We start from the raw sequence: 17,015 nt of genomic DNA on the forward strand, positions 1-17,015 counted from the left end.
ACAGACCCCAGCCCGGGACGCTTCGATGGAGGAGCCCATGACGGCCACGGACAGCGCGCTCACCGCCCTCTCCCAGGGCTGGTGCGCCCTCTCCCTCCTGCACGGGCGGATAGAGGCGCACATCGAACGGGCCCTGCAGGCCGGCCACGGCCTCAGCGTGCGCGAGTACTCGCTGCTCGACGTCCTCAGCCGCCAGCACAACGGCCCCGGCGGGCACCTGCGGATGCACCAGGTCGCCGACTCGGTGGTGCTCAGCCAGAGCGCGACGACCCGGCTGGTGAGCAGGCTGGAGGACCGCGGCCTGCTGAACCGCTACATCTGCGACACCGACCGGCGGGGCATCTACACCGACGTGAGCGAGGCGGGCCTGGCCCTGCTGGCCGCGGCCCGCCCCACCAACGACACCGCCCTGCGCGAGGCCCTGGACGAGGCCTCGCACACACCGGAACTCGCGCCGCTGGTCGCGGCGGTGGAGAACCTCCGGGGCTGAACCCGCCGCCGCGGACACGGCCTAGGTGTGTTGTCCCGGGACGTTGGTGACACGCGTGCTGGGTTCTTGAAATGGGTGAGGGCCTTCTGGCTCGGTGTGGACTGCGACATCTACGCCAACTTCAGGAGGCCCTCGTGGTCCACCGTAATGCGCCACCGCGACGTCGACCACGCCCTCGCCTACCCGGAACCGCCGCCCTCGCCGCTCTGGCACCGCAACCGCCCCAAGGCCCGCCCGATCGCCCCCACTCAGCAGCAGCGCAACTGCGAGCTCCTTCTCCGTGCGCATCACACCCCCCTACCCCGTACGCCGCGCACCGCCAAGGCCCGGGCGGAGGCCCGATGATGAACCCCCGGGCACACCTGGCCGTAGACGGCTACGTCGACGCGATCCCGACACCCCTGACGTCGCGTACGCCTGCACCACCGGCGACCCGCGCATCGCCGACGTCCTCCTGCGCGACATCCAGCCCGACGACCTCCTGCGCGTCACCGGCACCGTCGTCCAGCCTGACACCCCGGGCGCCTCCGCCCAGATCACCGTCGACGCCCTGGAGGTTCTGCACGCTGCCCCCGCGCCCGTGCCGTACGACCTCATGATCGAGCGCTGGGGCAACTACGCGACGGTCTTCGACGCCGACCGCGACACCGTGCCCGTATTCACCGTGGACGGGAAGTGGGTCGGCGAGGCCGCCAACCACGACAGCATCAGCGACCTGATCGACGCTTTCGAGAACGGAGGCGCACCATGACGACCGCCCTCCCCGCCCCGCGCACTGTCCTGGAGCGAGTCCCGCCGGTCATCCGCGCGGCTCCTGGCCCGCTGACGAGTACGCCGCCGAGCAGCGCGCCCGGGTCGCCGACGTCCGGGTCGTCATGGACCAGCGACCAGTTCCGAGTCGTCGTCGGCACTTGATCAGCGAAGGTGTCGCAGTCCACGCTGCCTCGCTTCGCCATGCCAAGGCCATGTCCGTTTCCGTGTCACCCACGGTGGGCGAGGCTGTGCAGGTGAGCGGTGCCGAGCACGGCGTGGTGGATTCTGGCGCTCTCAGGCGGCGGAACCGCTTTCCGCCGCCGTTGTCATATCGCGCCGCCGCACTCGTCGCATTCGCTGCGGCCCCAGGTGTTCGACGTGCCGCAGGCCGCGCAGGCCCAGGACGGGTGCTGATGGGCTTCGTCGGTGAGCCGGGTGTAGAGCTGGTCCCCGCGGTCTTGGCACCCGTCCACCCGGGCTAGGTCCCGGGCGGCGGACAAACGTTCGAAGCCGTGGAAGGTGGTGTCGTCGGCAAAGGCGATCAGGCGCTCGGCGCCCGCATCCCGGTACCCGTCCACGCCGGCCAATTTCGCTGCCGCCACGCGTCGGGAGCCATCGCGGGTGGTGTCGTCGGCGAAGGCGATCAGCCGGTCGGCGCCCGCATCCCGGTACCCGTCCACACCAGCCAGTTCCCGGGCCGCTGAGACGCGGTCGTTGTCAGTGAGGGTGGTGTCGTCGGCGAGCCGGGCGTAGAGCTGTGCCACGCGATCCCGATACCCGTTTGCCCTGTCCAGGTTCCGGGCTGCGGATAGGCGCGTGATGCCACGGAGGGTGGTGTTGTCGGCGAGGGCGATCAAGCGGTCGGCGCCCGCGTCCCGGTACCCGTCCACACCAGCCAGTTCCCGGGCTGCTGAGACGCGGTCGTTGTCAGTGAGGGTGGTGTCGTCGGCGAGCCGGGCGTAGAGCTGTGCCACGCGATCCCGATAGCCGTCCACGCCGGCGAGGTCCCGGGCCGCGGACAAGCGCTCGAAGCCATCGAAGGCGGTGTGGTCGGCAAAGGCGATCAGGCGCTCGGCGCCCGCATCCCGGTACCCGCCCACCTTGGCCAACTCGTAGGCTGCGGACACACGGTCGTGGCCACGGAGGGTGGTGTGGTCGGCGAAGGCGATCAGGCGCTCGGCGCCCGCGTCCCGGTACCCGTCCACGCGGGACAGGAACCCTGCTGCGGACACGCGCTCGTAGAGACTGAGGGTGGTGTTGTCGGTGAAGGCGATCAGATGGTCGGCGCCCGCATCCCGGCATCCGTCCGCGCGGGACAGGTACGCGGCCGCCAACACGCGCGCGATGCCAAGGAGGGTGGTGTCGCCGGTGAGGGCGATCAGGCGGCCGGCACCCGCATCCCGGTACCCGTCCACACCAGCCAGGCCCGAGGCTGCCTCCACGAACGCGAAGCCACGGAGGGTGGTGTCGTCGGCGAGGGCGATCAGGCGGCCGGCACCCGCATCCCGGTACCCGTCCACACCAGCCAAGCTCGAAGCTGCCTCCACGCGTGCGGAGTCGTCGAGCGTGGTGTCGTCGGCGAGCCGGGTGTAGAGCTGGGCCGCGCGATCCCGGTACCCGTCCACGACGGCCAGGCCTTGCGCCGCCCACACGCGGTAGAAGCCACGGAGGGTGGTGTCGTCGGCGAGGGCGATGAGGCGGTCGGCACCCGCATCCCGGTACCCGTCCATGCCAGCCAGGCTCGAGGCTGCCTCCACCCGCAGGGAGCGGTCGAGGGATCCGTTCTGAGCGAAGTTGCTGAGTTGTCTTGCGGTTGGCTCGGCTGGGAGGTTAGTCCTCAAGCCCACTTGTTCCACGAGGAACCAGCAGACGCGCTGTCCCTCCTGGCGGATGAGGGCTTCCAATCTGGTGGTGGTCTCGGCTGCGATGCCGTCTGGGGAGGCGAGGAGAGCGTCGAGGAGGAAGCCCAGGGAGGACTGCTCGAGGGCTGGAACCCGGGGTTGCTGTCCGGGAGGGAACAGCTGGTCGAGGAGCTTGGCACGCGTCTGTTCGTCGTGTGTGGCATGGCGGGCGGCGTGGTATTCGAGGAAGGTCTGGTGGGGAAATCCGAGGCCGTCCGCGTGGTGGACCAGCAGGCCGGTATGCCGCAGCAGGTCTTCCAGGAACGCCTGCCAGATCTCCGGGCGCACCTTGCCCGGACGGTGGAGGGCGTCGTGTGCGGACAGTGTCGCGGCCGCTGGGGCCTGTTGGCCGGTGAACCATTCGTAGGCGAGGTAGTCGATCAGTTCGGGCAGCTGCTCTTGGGCCTGCCGTGCGGCTTGGTCGGCTTCCTTGCGTGCCCGGGGGCTCTGGAGACTTTGAACGAGGTGCGTGATCGCTTCCTCGTGGCTGTCCGCGACGTGCTTGCTCTGATTGTTTTCGTAGATCAGATCGGTGAATGCCTCGTACACCGCGGTGCGGCCGCCGGGCAGCGGGCGGTCGGGGGCGGCGAGGTAGAGCTGACACAGCATGTACGCCATGAGCGGGGTGTGGGCCAGAACGGTCAGGGAAGCGCTGCGGAGCGCGCTGGTGAACTGCTCGGCACGGCGGGCGGCTTCCTCCGGAGGCCAGTGGGTGCAGAAGTATTTTTCGATGTAGGTGTGCAAGTCGTCGGTGGTGAAGGGCTGCAGGTCGTAGCGCGGAGCCTTGTGGCCGAGGACGTGGTCGAGTACGTCGAGTTCGTTCTCGGTCAGGGGCCGGGTGGCGATGAAGCACCGGTAGAGCGGTGGGTCGTCCGTGACGGCGTTGGCCAGCTTCTCCAGCACGGCGCGTCGCTGGGCCGCGTTGGGGAGCTCGTCGAGGTCGTCGACGAGCAGCTGCCAGTGCGCTCCGGTGCACGGCCGTTCTAGAAAGCGGACGTTTTCCAGTCCGGGGTGACGCCCGAATCGGCTGAGCTTTCGGGTGGCAGCGGCGAGCGCGTCGGCCACCGGCATCTCCTCCTGGGCGAGGATGTGTGCGCTGACCCAGACCGGCACAGCAAAGGTGCTCTTCGATGCGTTCCTCGTGGCGCCGAGCCATTCGTCGGCCGTATCGCGCAGCCACGTGCGCAGCAGTGTGGACTTGCCGCCTCCCGGGCCGGCGATGAGCACGCAGACACGATCAGGCTTCCGGAAGACAGCCTCCGCAGGCTCGGCCGCAGTGCTGCCCTGGGCTGCAGGCCTGCTGTGCTGGCGTACATAGACATGGGCCAGGGAGGGTGGGGCGGTCCGGCCGGGAATGCCCGGATGCGGGTGCTGCTCGGCGGCCTTGCGGCCGGCTTGAAGGTAACCGCGCACCTGCTCGTCCAGGCTGGTCCCGCGCTGGGCGTCGGTATGGAGCTCGTTCCAGTGGTGGCGTTGCCTGCCCGCGGAGGGTTTGTCGGGGAGCTGCCCGGTCCATTCCAGCATGACGGCGACCACGGACCACAGGTCCGCGAAGTCCTGCGGCATTCTGGGCTCTTTGGAGCCCTTCTGCTTGGGGAACCAGTCATTGACCGTCTGGACCGGCAGGTCCAGGCCGCCTTCCTTACGGGGCCACGGCGCATCTTGCGAACGGCCTGCAGCTGCCCGCCGACGCCGGTTGGCCTCTTCGACCGCAGCCTTCTGCGTCTTCCCTTTCCGGCGCAGCTCGGCCTGGAGCCACCCGAGCTCCTCCGCCAGAGCACCCCGTCCCGAGGCAGTACCTGTTGCCGCGTTCACTTGCCAACTTCCGCTCGGGGGCTGTTTCAATCCGGCCCGATCCGGAGGCCGAGGGCCGACGGGCTGCGAGACCTGGAGGGCTTGCTGCCGGGAATCCGGCGATCCGACATCCGTGGCCTACTGCGGAGGGCCCTGGCGAAGGTGCTCTTGGCCGTCTCGTCCGGGGCGGTCGAGGCTGCTTGCGGAAGGACTGACACATGGACATCTGGTCGGCAGCGGTGCTCGTGGCCGGGCTTGCGATCCTCGCGACCGCCGTGGTGACCATCACCGGCATGGCCCTGAAGGGCACCGCTTCGCAGGACCGCGCCGACGTCCTGCGCGCGGTTGCGGCATTCGTGCGGGAAGTTCGCCGGCGCCGATAACGACCCGGGCTCGGTGGCCCGCCGCCTCGCAGCCATCGGCCCTCCGCCACTGGGCCGATGGTGAGGCGGGAACCGAGGTCGAGTCGGACCTCGCCGTAAAGCCGTACGCGGGACCACAGCAGCGGGAGGCCCAGCTCCTTCAGTGTGTGCCCACCCCCGCGCACGGCCGGCAGGAGCACCTCGCCATCCGGCTCGCACAGCGACGCCTCGGCGATGGCGAGCAGAAGGCACTCCTTGCCCGACACCCGCTTGAAGGCGTTGATCAGCTCGTTGGTCACCTTCTGCCCGGCGCGGGAGCCGATCCGCTGCACCGTGGCGATCAGCAGGCCTCCCAGAGAGTCGGTGGCCGCCCGCTCCCGTTCCAGCAGCGCGGCAAGCAGCGTCACCACTGCTTCGTCCGACCGTCGGCACGGGCGGGACAGCGACTTGACGGCATGCCCCTGCCTCCAGGACGCCGGCACCTTCGGTGCCACGTCGGCAATGAGCGCCCCAGGCAGACCGATCGCCCGGGTCACGGTCAGCATGCGGATCTCCCGCAGCATCGGCTCCAGGCTGAGTTGGCCGGGCATCGCCTTGAACAAGGCCAGCACCGACTCGGCGTCAGAGTCATCCCGCACCTCGTTCTGCCAGTCGTCCGGCACCAGAGCAAGACCTCGGTCCCCTACGTCCAACGCCAGCCGAGCCGCTACCAGACAGGCTGTCAGCTTCTCCGCGTCTTGCACCGAGCACATCCGGAACCCCAGGACCTCGCGGGCTTGTGCGCGGTGGTACTCCATCCTGCTGCCGCTCCACTGGCACGAGTCGAACACTGCGGTCGGCACCTTCATCTGCCGGGCGACGAACTCCACTACCTCGTCAGGGAACTCCGCCCGTGGCCGGGGGCTCCAGCCGTGCCGGGTGGGGTACTTCAGCAGCGACACGAACCCCAGCCGGGCACCTCCCCGCTTGCCCGTCACGAGCCCCAGTTCGCCGTCAAGCACTGTCCAATGCTCGACCAGCTCGTCCATTCCCACCAGCTGCCGACCCACAGCCACGCATCATGCCCGAGCGTCGCTTGTCAGGGCAGTAACTCCGTCGAACCCGCTTTGAGGACAGGTGGCAGCCCGCCCACGAGTGGAGCGGCTCGCCATGCAGGAACCGTCCACGAGTGTCCTGTCTCAGCGAAGGTTCACCGGTCTCACCGAAGATTGACGACCGCCCTGTCCGTCTCATCGAAGTTTGATGAGCCAGCTGGCCGGCCGCTGTTCCGCCGCGGGTGATCTGGGGCTGAAGCCGATGGACTGGTCCGCCTTGACGGGCGAAGGCTGGCGCCCGCGGCACGCCATACTGCACATCGTGAATCGCGAAGACCTGGCTGCTGCGCTCGAACAACAGGCAACCGATGCTGCCTATGGGACTGCCCTGGCCTTGCGCTCCGGGGCAGCCTTCAAGGTGTGGGCAGGATCGCTGCAACCAGCTCGCCGGTACCTCGACATCTACGCATGGCGGGCTGAATGCATGGCGGAGGACGGCGTCTCCACCTGCAAGGACTTCGAACAGGGGTTGCCGGATCTTCAGCGTGCGGGAGATGACCCGGTTGCCCTGGGACGAGTTGATACCGCTGAAGGCACCCACGTGGTCTTCCTGGCCGCCGATCTGAAGTCGGTCGTTGCCGTGCTGTAGGGGCGGGACTCGTGACGGTGCCACTGCCGCCGGTCCGCCCGTCGCAAGCGCAGTAGCCCCGAACGTGGAGCAGCAGGCGGTCAAATTTCGGTGAGACCGGTCAATCTTCGTTGAGGCAGGACAACAATCACCGCATGATCCGCAACCGCGTCACCTATCGCACCGTGGACGGCGTCCGCATACCCGGAACCTGGCGGCACGTCTTCATTCACAACGGCCGCTACTTCCTGACCGACCTCCGCGTCTATGCCGACGGGCTCGTCGACTGCTGGGGCCTGGTCACCCTCGAGGAGTTCGAGGAGAAGCTCCGCTCCGGATGGGTCGCCACAGACCTGCCGGACGGCGCCCCAGCAGCCGCACACGGTATGGCGCGCTGGAAGTTCAGCGAGCCCCGGAGTCAGCTCACACCTGAACTGCTTCTCGCGGAAGTCAAGGACACCATCGACCAGCTGAACGACAGGCCCGACTCGACCGGCCGTTGCCTGGCCGCCGTCGACGCGTTCCTCGAGGATCGGACGGAGGAGAACCGGGCCCTGGCCCGCGATGCGTTCCTGGCCGTCCCCGTCACGAAGCGCCGCTTCGCCCTGGGCGACATGGACCGCAAGGACTGGCCCCTGCGAGTGCTGGTGGCAGGGCCTGGAGGCCGGACGTACCTGTCCTTCGACGAGCAGGTCACGCAGGAGGACTACGACAGGGCCCTCGCGTACTTCGAGGAGCGTTCCCGCTTGAAGGCCGAGTGGCAGACCCGCACATCGGCGGACGGCCCCGCGACTCCGTACGCTCCGGCGGTCCACCTACCCCCCTTCGCGGCGAAGGAGCGGGTGATGGACCCAGGCCTGCGCGGTCTGCGCAACGACTACCCCGCGCCGATCACCGTAGGCGAGGTCGACTACCCCTCGGTCGCACACGCCTACTGGGCTCTGTCGCTCGCGCGTCCGGAGGACCACGACGCGGTCGCGACGGCGGATTCCGGCGCTGCAGCACAGGAGATCGCGGCAGGTGCACCGTGCCGCGAAGGCTGGGAGCAGGCCCGTACCGCTGTCATGACCAGCTTGCTGCGCGCCAAGTACGAACAGCATTCCGAGCTGGCCGCGATCCTGCTGGCGACGAATGACTCCACCCTGCTCTACGAGGACGTGTACTCGAGCTTCTGGGGTGAGAGCGGCGGCCGTGGCCGCAACTGGCTCGGCCGGCTCCTCGAGCTCGTCCGCTCCGACCTCCACATGCACCGATCCGGGATTCCGGTGCTGTAGGCGGACCGCGGTACAGGTTGTCTCTCACCTTGTTCTTTATCTTCTGGCGCTTCGGAAGTGGTGCGGGCAGGGTGGGCGGCATGACAGACAGTTCCGCCTCTGTTCCTGTGGATGTAGATGACCGCCAGGCGATAGAGCACCTTCTGGTTCGTCCCTTGAGGGGGACATGGCCGACGGGTGCACTGGCACCGGGGAGCCGGGTCACGGTCGTTCGTGCCCCGGACTGGGACGGTCCTTGGCAGGCCGAGTTTCCCGGAACGATCGATGCCATGGGTGCACCCGAACCCAATGAACATGCCCAGGCGCTCAGCGGCGAGCTGGTGTACTGGGTGATCTTTGACGCGCCGCAGTACGACTGCGACGGGGACGGTCCCTATCGCAAGGCCCAGATCTGGGATCGGTACCTCAGGGCCGAGCCGGAGCCCGAGGCGTAGGGTTACCGCGCCTCGGGCTCCGGCTCGAATCGTCCGTCGAACTGGGTCGCTCACCTGGGCATTCGCCTGACGCGCGGGCGGCCTTCGTCTGATCATGTGCTCCGACCAAGGTGCACGTGACCAAGACGAAGGCCGTGAGGGTGAGTCTGCTGTCTGATGCTGTCCGGAGGGAAGCGTTCGCGGAAGCGTCACGCTTCCGGGGCGAGTTCTACGAGTGTCTGACCGCCCGGCGCGACGAGTTGTTCGAGCTGGTGGACGCGGTGCTTTGTGCGGACGGGGCGGTGAAGTCCCCGGTGGACCTAACGCTGCTGCCCGAGCATCGTCGTGGGCACGGAGCCATGTACGGCGGCCTGAACCGCGGCCGGATCGACGTCGACCGGCTGCGGACACTGCTGGCCGGGCTGCCGTTGCCGCGGTTCGACGGTGGACGCCTGGTCTTGGCGGTCGATGTGTCACCGTGGCTCCGCTCGGACGCGCCATGCTCAGCCGACCGGCTGTTCTGCCACGTCTACGGCCGTGCAAAGACGGCCTCCCAGTTCATCCCGGGCTGGCCCTACTCCTTCGTGGCCGTGCTGGAGCCGGGTGCCACGTCCTGGACCGCGATCCTGGACGCGGTCCGGCTCGGCCCGATCGACGACGCGACCGCGATCACCGCCGACCAGCTCCGAGGAGTCGCTGAACGCCTCATCGCCGCGGGGCAGTGGCAGGCAGGGGACCCGGCCATCGTGATCGTCTGCGATGCTGGCTACGACGCCACCCACCTGGCCTGGGTCTTGCGCGACCTGCCTGTTGAGCTGGTCGGCCGGGTCCGCTCCGACCGCGTGATGCGTCTGCCGAAACCACCGCGGATGCACGGCGTCAACGGCCTGCCACCCAAGCACGTCCCGGAGTTCCGGTTCACCAAGCCGGAGACCTGGCCCGAGCCCGCGATCACCACGGTCACTGACACCACCAACTACGGCAAGGCCGAAACCCAGGCATGGGACCGGGTCCACCCAAGGCTCACCCACCGCTGCTCATGGCTTGACCACGACGGTAGACTTCCCCTGGTCGAGGGAACGCTGATGCGGTTGAAGGTCGAGCACCTGTCGAAGGACCGGGACGCTCCGCCGGTGTGGTTATGGTCCTCCAAAACGGGCGCCACCCCGGACGATGTGGACCGTTGCTGGCAGGCATTCCTCCGCCGCTTCGACCTGGAACACACGTTCCGCTTCGCGAAGCAGGCCCTCGGCTGGACCACTCCGAAACTCCGCACTCCCGAAGCCGCGGACCGCTGGACCTGGATCCTGATCGTCGCCCACACCCAGCTCCGGCTCACCCGGCCACTCGCCGCGGCCCTCCGCCGGCCCTGGGAGAAACTCACCACCCCCGGGCCGGCTCACCCCGGCCCGGGTCCGCGGGGCTTCAGGAACATCCGCGCGCACCTCGCCTGCCCGACCCATGTTCCCAAACCCCGAGGAGCAGGCCCCGGACGCCCACCCGGCGCCAAGAACAAACAGTGGGCACCCCGCTACGACGTCGGCAAGACCGTCAAACGCCCCGAGACACTCAAGGCCATCGGCAAGCCCGGAAGATCTTGGTAGATAAAGAACAAGCTTAGCGCGGAGCGGAGCTCGGCGGGGGCGGCGAGGACGACACGGCGGCCCGGGCGCCGGACGGGCTCGGCGACGGGGACTGCGACCCCGACGCCCTGGGTGAGACGGGGACCGACGGGCTCGCCGACCCGCTCGGGGGCGAGGACACGGAAGGGGTCTGCCGCCCGGACGCGGAAGGCTGCGGGGCGGGTGACGTCGGGTCCCGCGGGGACGGGCCGGGGGCCGTGATCCGCGGCGGGTTCGCCGGCAGTCCGGGGCCGGGCGGCGACGGGTCCGGGGCGAGCAGCAGGTAGCCGATCCCGGCGACCGCCGCGGCCGCCGCCAGGCCCGCCAGCGGCAGCGCGAACCGCCGCAGCCCGGCCATCGGCAGCCGTCCCCGGTGCCCCCCCGGCGGCTGCGCGGGCCGCAGCCGGCGGACGTCGATGCTGTCCGCGCGCGCGTCGAGGGCCTGCCGCAGCCTGCGCTCGACGGGGCGCTCGGTGAGGCGTTCGCCGTCACGCGTCATATCCGTCCCTCCAGAATCCGTTCCAGGGCGTCCAGGCCGCGGCTCGCGTTGGACTTCACCGCTCCCCGGCTGATCCCGAGGGTGGCCGCGATCTCCGCTTCGCTGAGGTCGGCCCAGTACCGCAGCACCAGTACCTGGCGGCGGCGCGGCGTGAGCCGGCCGAGTGCGGCGAGCACCTCGCGGTGCGCCTCGTCCAGGACCACGTGGTCCTCGGCGGACGGGATGTCGGCCGCGGCCGGCGGGGTCCAGGCCCGGACGGTGCGGCGGCGGCGCAGCACCGAGCGCGAGGTGTTGACCACCGCGGTACGCAGGTAGCCCAGCGCGTTGTCGACCTCGGCTATCTGCTCCCCGTGCCGCCGGTAGAGGGCGGTGAAGGCGTCCTGGACCACGTCCTCGGCGGTGGCCAGGTCGTCGACCAGCAGCACCGCCAGCCGGACCATGCGCAGCCGGTGCGCGTGGTAGAGCTCGGTGACGGTGGGCGGCCGCTGGTCGCCGTGGCCCGTGAGGTCGTACGTGTGCGGGGAGCCGTACGGGTCCGTGTACGGCCGCGGGGTGACCGGCGGAGCGTGCCGCTCCCGGCGCAGCAACGACCGGAGGCCCCGCCACGCCCGGCCGAAGCCGGGCGTGAGGGGGCCGACGGGTGAGGCGAGTTGGAGCACGGGATTCCTCAGCTGTTCGCGCGGCGCCGCACGGCGTACAGGGCTCCCGCGCCGGCGAGGACCAGAACCGTGGCCCCCGCCCCCATGGCGATGGTCGTCGCCGAGGAGCCAGTATGCGCGAGCTCGGCCCCGCCCGGTGCGACGGCGGGTTCGGAGGGCGACGCGCTGGGCCTGGCGCTCGAACCCGGGGACGACGGAACGGCGCTGGGCGCGGCACTGGGGGACGCGCTGGGGGACGCGCTGGGGGACGCGCTCGGCGGGGTGCTCACCGACGGGGAGGGCTTGACCGCGCCCGCGCTGGGCGAGGCACTGGCGGGCGCGCTGACCGACGGGGAGGGCGCGGCGGCCGGGCCACTGCTCGCGGCGAAGGCCGGACCGGCGAGAGCGACGGCCGCTCCGGCGGCGGCAGCGGTGACGGCAGCGGTGACGGCCGTCCGGCAGAAGGCCAGGGGGACACGCGACAGGTTCTTCACGGAGGTTCTCCACGGTCGGGTCGAGGACGCGGTACTGCGCCCTTCACCCCCGCACGACGCGCGACCCCCCGGGAGGTTGCCGCCGTTCCGGAAAAACTTTCCGGCCGGTTTCCGGCAGCGCGTCCACCCCCGCCAGGGCCGTGGCCAGGGTGGCGATGCCCTCCTCGATCTCTCCGGCCGAGCCGGCCGCGTAGCCGAGGATCAGACCCGGCGGCCCTGGCCGGACCCGGTGCCAGGACAGCGGATGGGTCTTGACCCCCAGGGCCAGGGCCGCCGAGGCCAGGGCCGTGTCCTCGAAGCCCGCACCGTCGAAGGTGACCATCAGGTGCAGCCCGGCCGCCGCGCCGTGCACCCGGGCGCCGGGCAGCAGCTCGGCGACCGCCCGGAGCATGGCGTCGCGGCGACGGCGGTGGCGGCGCCGGACGTGGCGCAGGTGCCGTTCCAGCTCGCCCGAGTCCATCAGCCGCGCGAGGACCAGCTGGGCGAGGACCGGATTGCCGAGGTCGGCGTAGCGCTTGGCGGCGGTCACGGCGTCGAGCAGGCGCGGCGGGACCAGCAGCCAGCCCAGGCGCAGTGCGGGGGCGAGGAGCTTGGACACGCTTCCCGCGTAGCAGACGCCCTCGGGGAGCAGGGCGCGCAGGGCGGGGACGGGCGCCCGGTCGTAGCGGTGCTCGGCGTCGTAGTCGTCCTCGATGACCAGTCCCCCGGCGGCCGCCCAGCCGAGCAGGTCCCGGCGGCGCTCACCGTCGAGGACGACGCCGGTCGGGAACTGGTGCGCCGGGGTGAGCAGGACGGCTCCGGCCCCGCTCGCCCGCAGCGCGGCCACGTCCAGACCAGCCTCGTCGACCGGTACGGGGACCGTCTCCATCCGCCCGTACTCCAGTTGCTGCCGGGCTCCGAGCGAGCCGGGGTCCTCGACCGCGACCCGGTGCACGCCGCCCTCCTCCCGCAGCACGTGCGCCAGCAGCGCCAGCGCCTGGGCCACACCCCCGACGACGACCACCTCGGCGGGGTCGGCTCGGATCCCCCGGTTCCGGGCCAGCCAGCCGACGACCGCCTCCCGGAGCGCTGACGCGCCCTGGGGGTTCCCGTAGCCGAAGTCGGCCGGGGTGAGGGCGGAGAGGACGCGCCGCTCGGCCTGCAGCCAGGCGGTGCGCGGGAAGGCCGCGAGGTCCGGGACGCCGGGCGAGAGGTCGATCCGGCACGGTACGGCGCGCAGGGCGTCCACCAGCCCGCCGCGCGCCGGGGCGGTGGAGGGGGCGGCCACCGGGGCCGGGGCGGCGACGACCACGGTGCCGCCCCGGCCCCGGCCGCTGACCTGGCCGGTCTCGGCGAGGCGCTGGTAGGCCTCGGTGACGAGCCCCCGGGAGACGCGCAGTTCGGCGGCGAGGACCCGGCTGGCCGGGAGCCTGCTGCCGACCGGGAGGGTGCCGTCGGCGATGGCGGCCCGCAGCCGCCCCGCCAGCCATTCGGTGCGGCCGCCCGGCGGGGCCTGGCCTACGTCGAGCTGGAGGAAGTCCGAGCCGCTCGGGCTTTTGGACCCCTCGGAGGCATCATCATTGGACCTGCTCATGGGGCCATTGTGCGGACACGCTGAATGCCATGCAGACACCACCCGCTTCCACCACCGAATCCGGCTCCGGAACCGCCCTCACGACCGTCACCGCTCCGACCGCCTCCGCCACGACCGCCTCCGCTGCCACCGCCGGCTCCACGGCGTTCCGGGATCTGGTTCCGGGGATCGCCGGAATGGCCCTGGTCGGCAGCAGCGTCACGGTCTCGCGGGCGCTCGCCGACGCCCCGCTGTTCGCCACCCAGGCCGTCCGCTACGCGGCTGCCGCACTGCTGCTGTTCGCCCTGGCCCGGGCCGCCCGGGTGCCGCTCCACCGGCCGCGCGGCCGGGAGTGGCTGTGGCTGGCGGGGATCGCGGCGACCGGGCTGGTGCTGTTCAACGTGGCCGTGGTCCGCGGGGTGGCGCACGCCGAACCGGCCGTCATCGCCGTCGCGGTGGCCTCCGTGCCGATCCTGCTGGGGCTGCTCGGTCCCTTCCTGGAAGGGCGGCGGCCCAGCCGTCGGGTGCTGCTCGCGGCTCCGGTGGTGGTGGCGGGGGCGGTACTGGTCGAGGGAACGGGCCGGACGGACGCGGCGGGGGTGGCCTGGGCGGCCCTCGCACTGGGCTGCGAGGCCGCTTTCACCCTGCTCGCGGTGCCGGTGCTGCGCCGGCACGGGGCGTGGGGGGTGTCCGTGCACGCGGTGTGGCTGGGCGCGCTGATGCTGACGGGGCTCACGGTCGTCTTCGAGAGCCCGGCCGCGGTCGCGTCGCTCGGGCGGCCCCAGTGGGTGGCGGCCGGATACCTCGCCGTCATGGTGACGGCGGTGGCCTTCCTCCTCTGGTACCGCACGGTGGCCGCCGTGGGCGCCGGGCGCGCCGGCCTGCTGACCGGGGTCGCGCCCCTGGCCGCGGCCGGTGCGGGGGTCGTCACGGGCAGCGGGGTCCCGGGCCCCGCGGTGTGGCTGGGCCTGCTGGTGGTGATCGCGGGGCTGGCCGCGGGCCTGCGGCCCGACCGGACGCCGGGGCCGGGCGCGCGGGCGTCGCGTACCGACGGCCGGGCACCCGCGTCCCCCTGAGGGCGCCCGGCGGTCGGTACGGGCCTCACACGCTGCGGCGGGCGTAGCAGAAGAGGTGCTCCTCGGGGCCCGCCCGGTCATCGGCCGGCCGGAAGGGTGCGGTGTGGTGGTGCAGCACCTCCATGCCGAGGCCGGCGAGCCTGGCCAGGTGGTCCTCCGTGGAGAGGCTGCTGACGGTGACCTCGTGGCCCATCCACTCGATGTCCAGGCCGCGGATGTCCCCCGGCACCGTGGCCAGCACGAAGTACCCGCCCGGCGCCACCCAGGACGCCATGCGGTCCAGCGCCTCCGCGACCTCCGGCTGGTCCATCACGAGCAGCGGGAAGAAGGAGCACACCGCGTCGAAGCCGGCCCGCTCGGGCGTGTAGGTGCGTACGTCGGCCTGCTCGAAGCGGGCCTGCGGGACTCTGGCGCGGGCCAGTTCGACCATGGCCGCCGAGACGTCGATACCGGTGACGGCGCATCCGGCCCGGACCAGTGCCTCGGCGGTGGGCCGTCCGGTACCGCTGCCCACGTCCAACACCCGTGCTCCGGAGGGCAGTCGGCCGGTGAGCCAGTCAAGGGCCGCCAGTTGGCCGGGAACCCGCCCGAACACCTCCTCGTAGCGCTCCCCCAGCTCGTCGAACACCTCTGCCGCCGACTTGCGTTGACTCATCGGGCCGCCCCTTCGTCTCCGGAGCACCACCGTAGTGGCGCGGTGCGGTGGGGGCCACGCCCCCCGTTAGGCTCCGTCGGACCAGGAGCTGACGATGGGGTACGACGGGATCCGGACCTCGACCTCGTTCGGCAAGAGCAAGGGGCCCACCCCACGGTGCCGACGTACCTCACCGAAGTGACCCTCTGGAAGCGGTAGTCGCAGCCCGCCGTGTGAGGCCGCGGCCTCACACGGCCCGTTCCATGCAGACCAGCCGGTCCCGCTCGTCCCACGACTCGGTGACGGTGAAGCCGAGCCGTTCGTACAGCGCGATCGCGCCCGTCCGCCAGTCCCACACCGACAGCCGCACCACGTCGGCGCCGCTTTCCCCCGCATGGGTGAGCGCGGCGCCGACGAGGCGGGAGGCGATGCCCGTTCCGCGGAACTCCGGGGCCGTCCAGAGCCGCTTGACCTCGGACCGTCCCCCGGCCGGGGCGGTCACCACCAGGCAGCCCACCGCGGTGTCCCCGCTCAGCGCCAGCAGCACCATGTCACCGGCGAACGCGGTCCGCGGGTCCGCGATCTCCATCCGGTAGCGGTCCGGCAGGCCGTCCACCCCGGCGACGGCCGCACCCTTCTCGGCCTCTGTCCGCAGGTGGTAGGCGGCCAGCAGCCCGGCCAGCCCGTCCCCGGCGCGGAGCGCCCGGCCCGGCCGGCCGGCGATGACAACCTCGTGTCGATCCGTCATGGACCGAGCATCGCATCAGGGGCCGGCCGAAGGCCCGGCGGGTCGGGCGGCTCAGGTGGAGGCGGGAACGAGGACGACGGCCGTTCCGTACGCGCACACCTCGGTCCCGACGTCCTGCGCGTCGGTGACGTCGAAGCGCATCATCAGCACGGCGTTGCCGCCGCGCGCCTTCGCCTGCTCGATGAGCCGGTCCATGGCCTGGTTCCGGGTCTCCACCAGGGTCTTGGTGAGGCCCTTCAGCTCGCCGCCGATCATGGACTTCAGGCCCGCGCCGATCTGGCTGCCCAGGTGCCGGGAACGGACGGTGAGGCCGAAGACCTCACCGATGACCCGTTCGACCCGGTAGCCGGGGACGTCGTTGGTCGTCACGACGAGGACGCCGCTCTCGTGTGCGCCGGGGCCACCGCCGTAGTCATCGATACCCATGGCTCCCACTCTCGCTCGGGCCGCCACCGCCCGCATCCGGGGCCGGGCGGTCAGGGGGGCACAGCCTCGCACTCCAATAGACAAATTGGTCATATCGGGTTAAAGGACGGTGAGCCACCGGGGCTACGCGCCCCGCCCTCGTCATAGTCGTCCCTGGCAACCGCCTGGTTGCAGCCCCGCGCCGCACGCCGCGGCCGGGTGGATGTCTTCGTAGAGGAGCCGGCTCATGCTGAAGCCCACCAGAACCACCCTCGCTCTCGCCACCGGCAGCCTGGTTCTCGGTCTGGCCGGAGCGGGCGCCGCCGTGGCCGACGACGGTCCGGAGAACCGGCCGCCGCGGGAGATCGTCGTCGGCGGAGGGTCCCAGGAGCCCGGCGCGTACCCCGAAAAGAAGCACGTCACCGGCAAGGTCGTGTCGAAGGGCCCGCTGACGGTCCGCAGCAAGCCGAGCACCCACTCGCAGTCCCTCGGCCACGTGTACCCGAACAGCAAGGTCGAGATCGAGTGCAAGAAGTACGGTGAGAAGGTCGACGGCAACGGCATCTGGTACCGCCTGGCCGACAGGAACAGCAGCTGGGAGCACGACGCCGAGGCGCCCAAGCGCGCGTACGACAAGGAGCGCTGGGTCTCCGCGCGCTACGTCAAGAACCTCTCCGAGGTGAAGTACTGCCGCTGAG

General features: G+C 71.2%; 17 protein-coding genes and 1 pseudogene. 9 read left to right on the top strand and 9 right to left on the bottom strand.

Going from position 1 to position 17,015, the window contains the following annotated elements:
* The first annotated feature begins 37 nt into the window (after positions 1-37).
* Together Sspor_RS04530 and Sspor_RS04535 are read left to right on the top strand one after the other, a co-directional pair.
* Complete coding sequence (locus Sspor_RS04530) at positions 38-490, top strand: MarR family winged helix-turn-helix transcriptional regulator (RefSeq protein WP_202197868.1); 453 nt, start codon at positions 38-40, stop codon at positions 488-490.
* 280 nt (positions 491-770) lie between these two features.
* Positions 771-1,241 carry a hypothetical protein gene (locus Sspor_RS04535; protein ID WP_202197869.1) on the top strand — a complete coding sequence of 157 codons (471 nt, stop codon included), beginning with the start codon at positions 771-773 and terminating at the stop codon, positions 1,239-1,241.
* 328 nt (positions 1,242-1,569) lie between these two features.
* Here Sspor_RS04535 and Sspor_RS40255 read toward each other — a convergent pair whose 3' ends face one another.
* On the bottom strand, positions 1,570-4,989 hold the full coding sequence (locus Sspor_RS40255) for an NACHT domain-containing protein (RefSeq protein ID WP_237403665.1): 3,420 nt from the start codon (positions 4,987-4,989) through the stop codon (positions 1,570-1,572).
* A gap of 167 nt (positions 4,990-5,156) precedes the next feature.
* Here Sspor_RS40255 and Sspor_RS40260 point away from each other — a divergent pair, with 167 nt between their 5' ends.
* Positions 5,157-5,321 carry a hypothetical protein gene (locus Sspor_RS40260; RefSeq protein ID WP_237403666.1) on the top strand — a complete coding sequence of 55 codons (165 nt, stop codon included), beginning with the start codon at positions 5,157-5,159 and terminating at the stop codon, positions 5,319-5,321.
* Positions 5,322-6,016: 695 nt separating this feature from the next.
* Here the strand turns inward: Sspor_RS40260 and Sspor_RS41465 are convergent.
* Positions 6,017-6,328, bottom strand: a pseudogene (locus Sspor_RS41465) (DUF4158 domain-containing protein); the annotation flags it as partial.
* Positions 6,329-6,542: 214 nt separating this feature from the next.
* On the opposite strand from Sspor_RS41465, the gene Sspor_RS04545 reads away from it, so the two are divergent.
* The 4 genes from Sspor_RS04545 to Sspor_RS04560 all read left to right on the top strand — a co-directional run bounded on the left by Sspor_RS04545 (position 6,543) and on the right by Sspor_RS04560 (position 10,253).
* Positions 6,543-6,983 (top strand): hypothetical protein, encoded by a 441-nt coding sequence (locus Sspor_RS04545; RefSeq protein WP_202197871.1) that lies wholly within the window; start codon positions 6,543-6,545, stop codon positions 6,981-6,983.
* Between the two features lie 134 nt (positions 6,984-7,117).
* On the top strand, positions 7,118-8,236 hold the full coding sequence (locus Sspor_RS04550; RefSeq protein ID WP_202197872.1) for an NADAR family protein: 1,119 nt from the start codon (positions 7,118-7,120) through the stop codon (positions 8,234-8,236).
* Positions 8,237-8,316: 80 nt separating this feature from the next.
* Positions 8,317-8,670: a ferrous iron transport protein A gene (locus tag Sspor_RS04555; protein WP_237403667.1), complete on the top strand. Its 354-nt coding sequence runs from the start codon at positions 8,317-8,319 to the stop codon at positions 8,668-8,670.
* A gap of 140 nt (positions 8,671-8,810) precedes the next feature.
* Positions 8,811-10,253, top strand: a complete 1,443-nt coding sequence (locus tag Sspor_RS04560) for an NF041680 family putative transposase (protein ID WP_308445572.1) — start codon at positions 8,811-8,813, stop codon at positions 10,251-10,253.
* Positions 10,254-10,266: 13 nt separating this feature from the next.
* Here Sspor_RS04560 and Sspor_RS04565 read toward each other — a convergent pair whose 3' ends face one another.
* The 4 genes from Sspor_RS04565 to pdxR are packed head-to-tail and all read right to left on the bottom strand — an operon-like array spanning position 10,267 to position 13,475.
* Positions 10,267-10,770: a hypothetical protein gene (locus Sspor_RS04565; RefSeq protein WP_202197874.1), complete on the bottom strand. Its 504-nt coding sequence runs from the start codon at positions 10,768-10,770 to the stop codon at positions 10,267-10,269.
* Positions 10,767-11,429 carry an RNA polymerase sigma factor gene (locus Sspor_RS04570; RefSeq protein WP_202197875.1) on the bottom strand — a complete coding sequence of 221 codons (663 nt, stop codon included), beginning with the start codon at positions 11,427-11,429 and terminating at the stop codon, positions 10,767-10,769. Before Sspor_RS04570 ends, Sspor_RS04565 begins: the two co-directional genes overlap by 4 nt.
* 8 nt (positions 11,430-11,437) lie before the next feature.
* Positions 11,438-11,902: an LAETG motif-containing sortase-dependent surface protein gene (locus tag Sspor_RS04575; protein ID WP_202197876.1), complete on the bottom strand. Its 465-nt coding sequence runs from the start codon at positions 11,900-11,902 to the stop codon at positions 11,438-11,440.
* 43 nt (positions 11,903-11,945) lie between these two features.
* Positions 11,946-13,475 (bottom strand): MocR-like pyridoxine biosynthesis transcription factor PdxR, encoded by a 1,530-nt coding sequence (gene pdxR / locus Sspor_RS04580; RefSeq protein WP_202197877.1) that lies wholly within the window; start codon positions 13,473-13,475, stop codon positions 11,946-11,948.
* A 29-nt stretch (positions 13,476-13,504) separates the two neighbouring features.
* On the opposite strand from pdxR, the gene Sspor_RS04585 reads away from it, so the two are divergent.
* On the top strand, positions 13,505-14,530 hold the full coding sequence (locus tag Sspor_RS04585) for a DMT family transporter (protein WP_202197878.1): 1,026 nt from the start codon (positions 13,505-13,507) through the stop codon (positions 14,528-14,530).
* A 25-nt stretch (positions 14,531-14,555) separates the two neighbouring features.
* Here the strand turns inward: Sspor_RS04585 and Sspor_RS04590 are convergent, their stop codons facing one another.
* The 3 genes from Sspor_RS04590 to Sspor_RS04600 form a co-directional block, all read right to left on the bottom strand.
* Positions 14,556-15,185 carry a class I SAM-dependent methyltransferase gene (locus tag Sspor_RS04590; RefSeq protein WP_202197879.1) on the bottom strand — a complete coding sequence of 210 codons (630 nt, stop codon included), beginning with the start codon at positions 15,183-15,185 and terminating at the stop codon, positions 14,556-14,558.
* A gap of 226 nt (positions 15,186-15,411) precedes the next feature.
* Positions 15,412-15,912, bottom strand: a complete 501-nt coding sequence (locus Sspor_RS04595; RefSeq protein WP_202197880.1) for a GNAT family N-acetyltransferase — start codon at positions 15,910-15,912, stop codon at positions 15,412-15,414.
* A gap of 51 nt (positions 15,913-15,963) precedes the next feature.
* A complete protein-coding gene (locus Sspor_RS04600; protein ID WP_202197881.1) occupies positions 15,964-16,338 on the bottom strand; it encodes a YbjQ family protein in 375 nt (124 codons plus the stop codon).
* Between the two features lie 226 nt (positions 16,339-16,564).
* On the opposite strand from Sspor_RS04600, the gene Sspor_RS04605 reads away from it, so the two are divergent.
* On the top strand, positions 16,565-17,014 hold the full coding sequence (locus Sspor_RS04605; RefSeq protein WP_202197882.1) for an SH3 domain-containing protein: 450 nt from the start codon (positions 16,565-16,567) through the stop codon (positions 17,012-17,014).
* Position 17,015 lies beyond the last annotated feature (1 nt).

The sequence above is a fragment of the Streptomyces spororaveus genome (genome assembly GCF_016755875.1).
In the GTDB taxonomy this organism is placed as follows: Bacteria; Actinomycetota; Actinomycetes; order Streptomycetales; family Streptomycetaceae; genus Streptomyces; species Streptomyces spororaveus.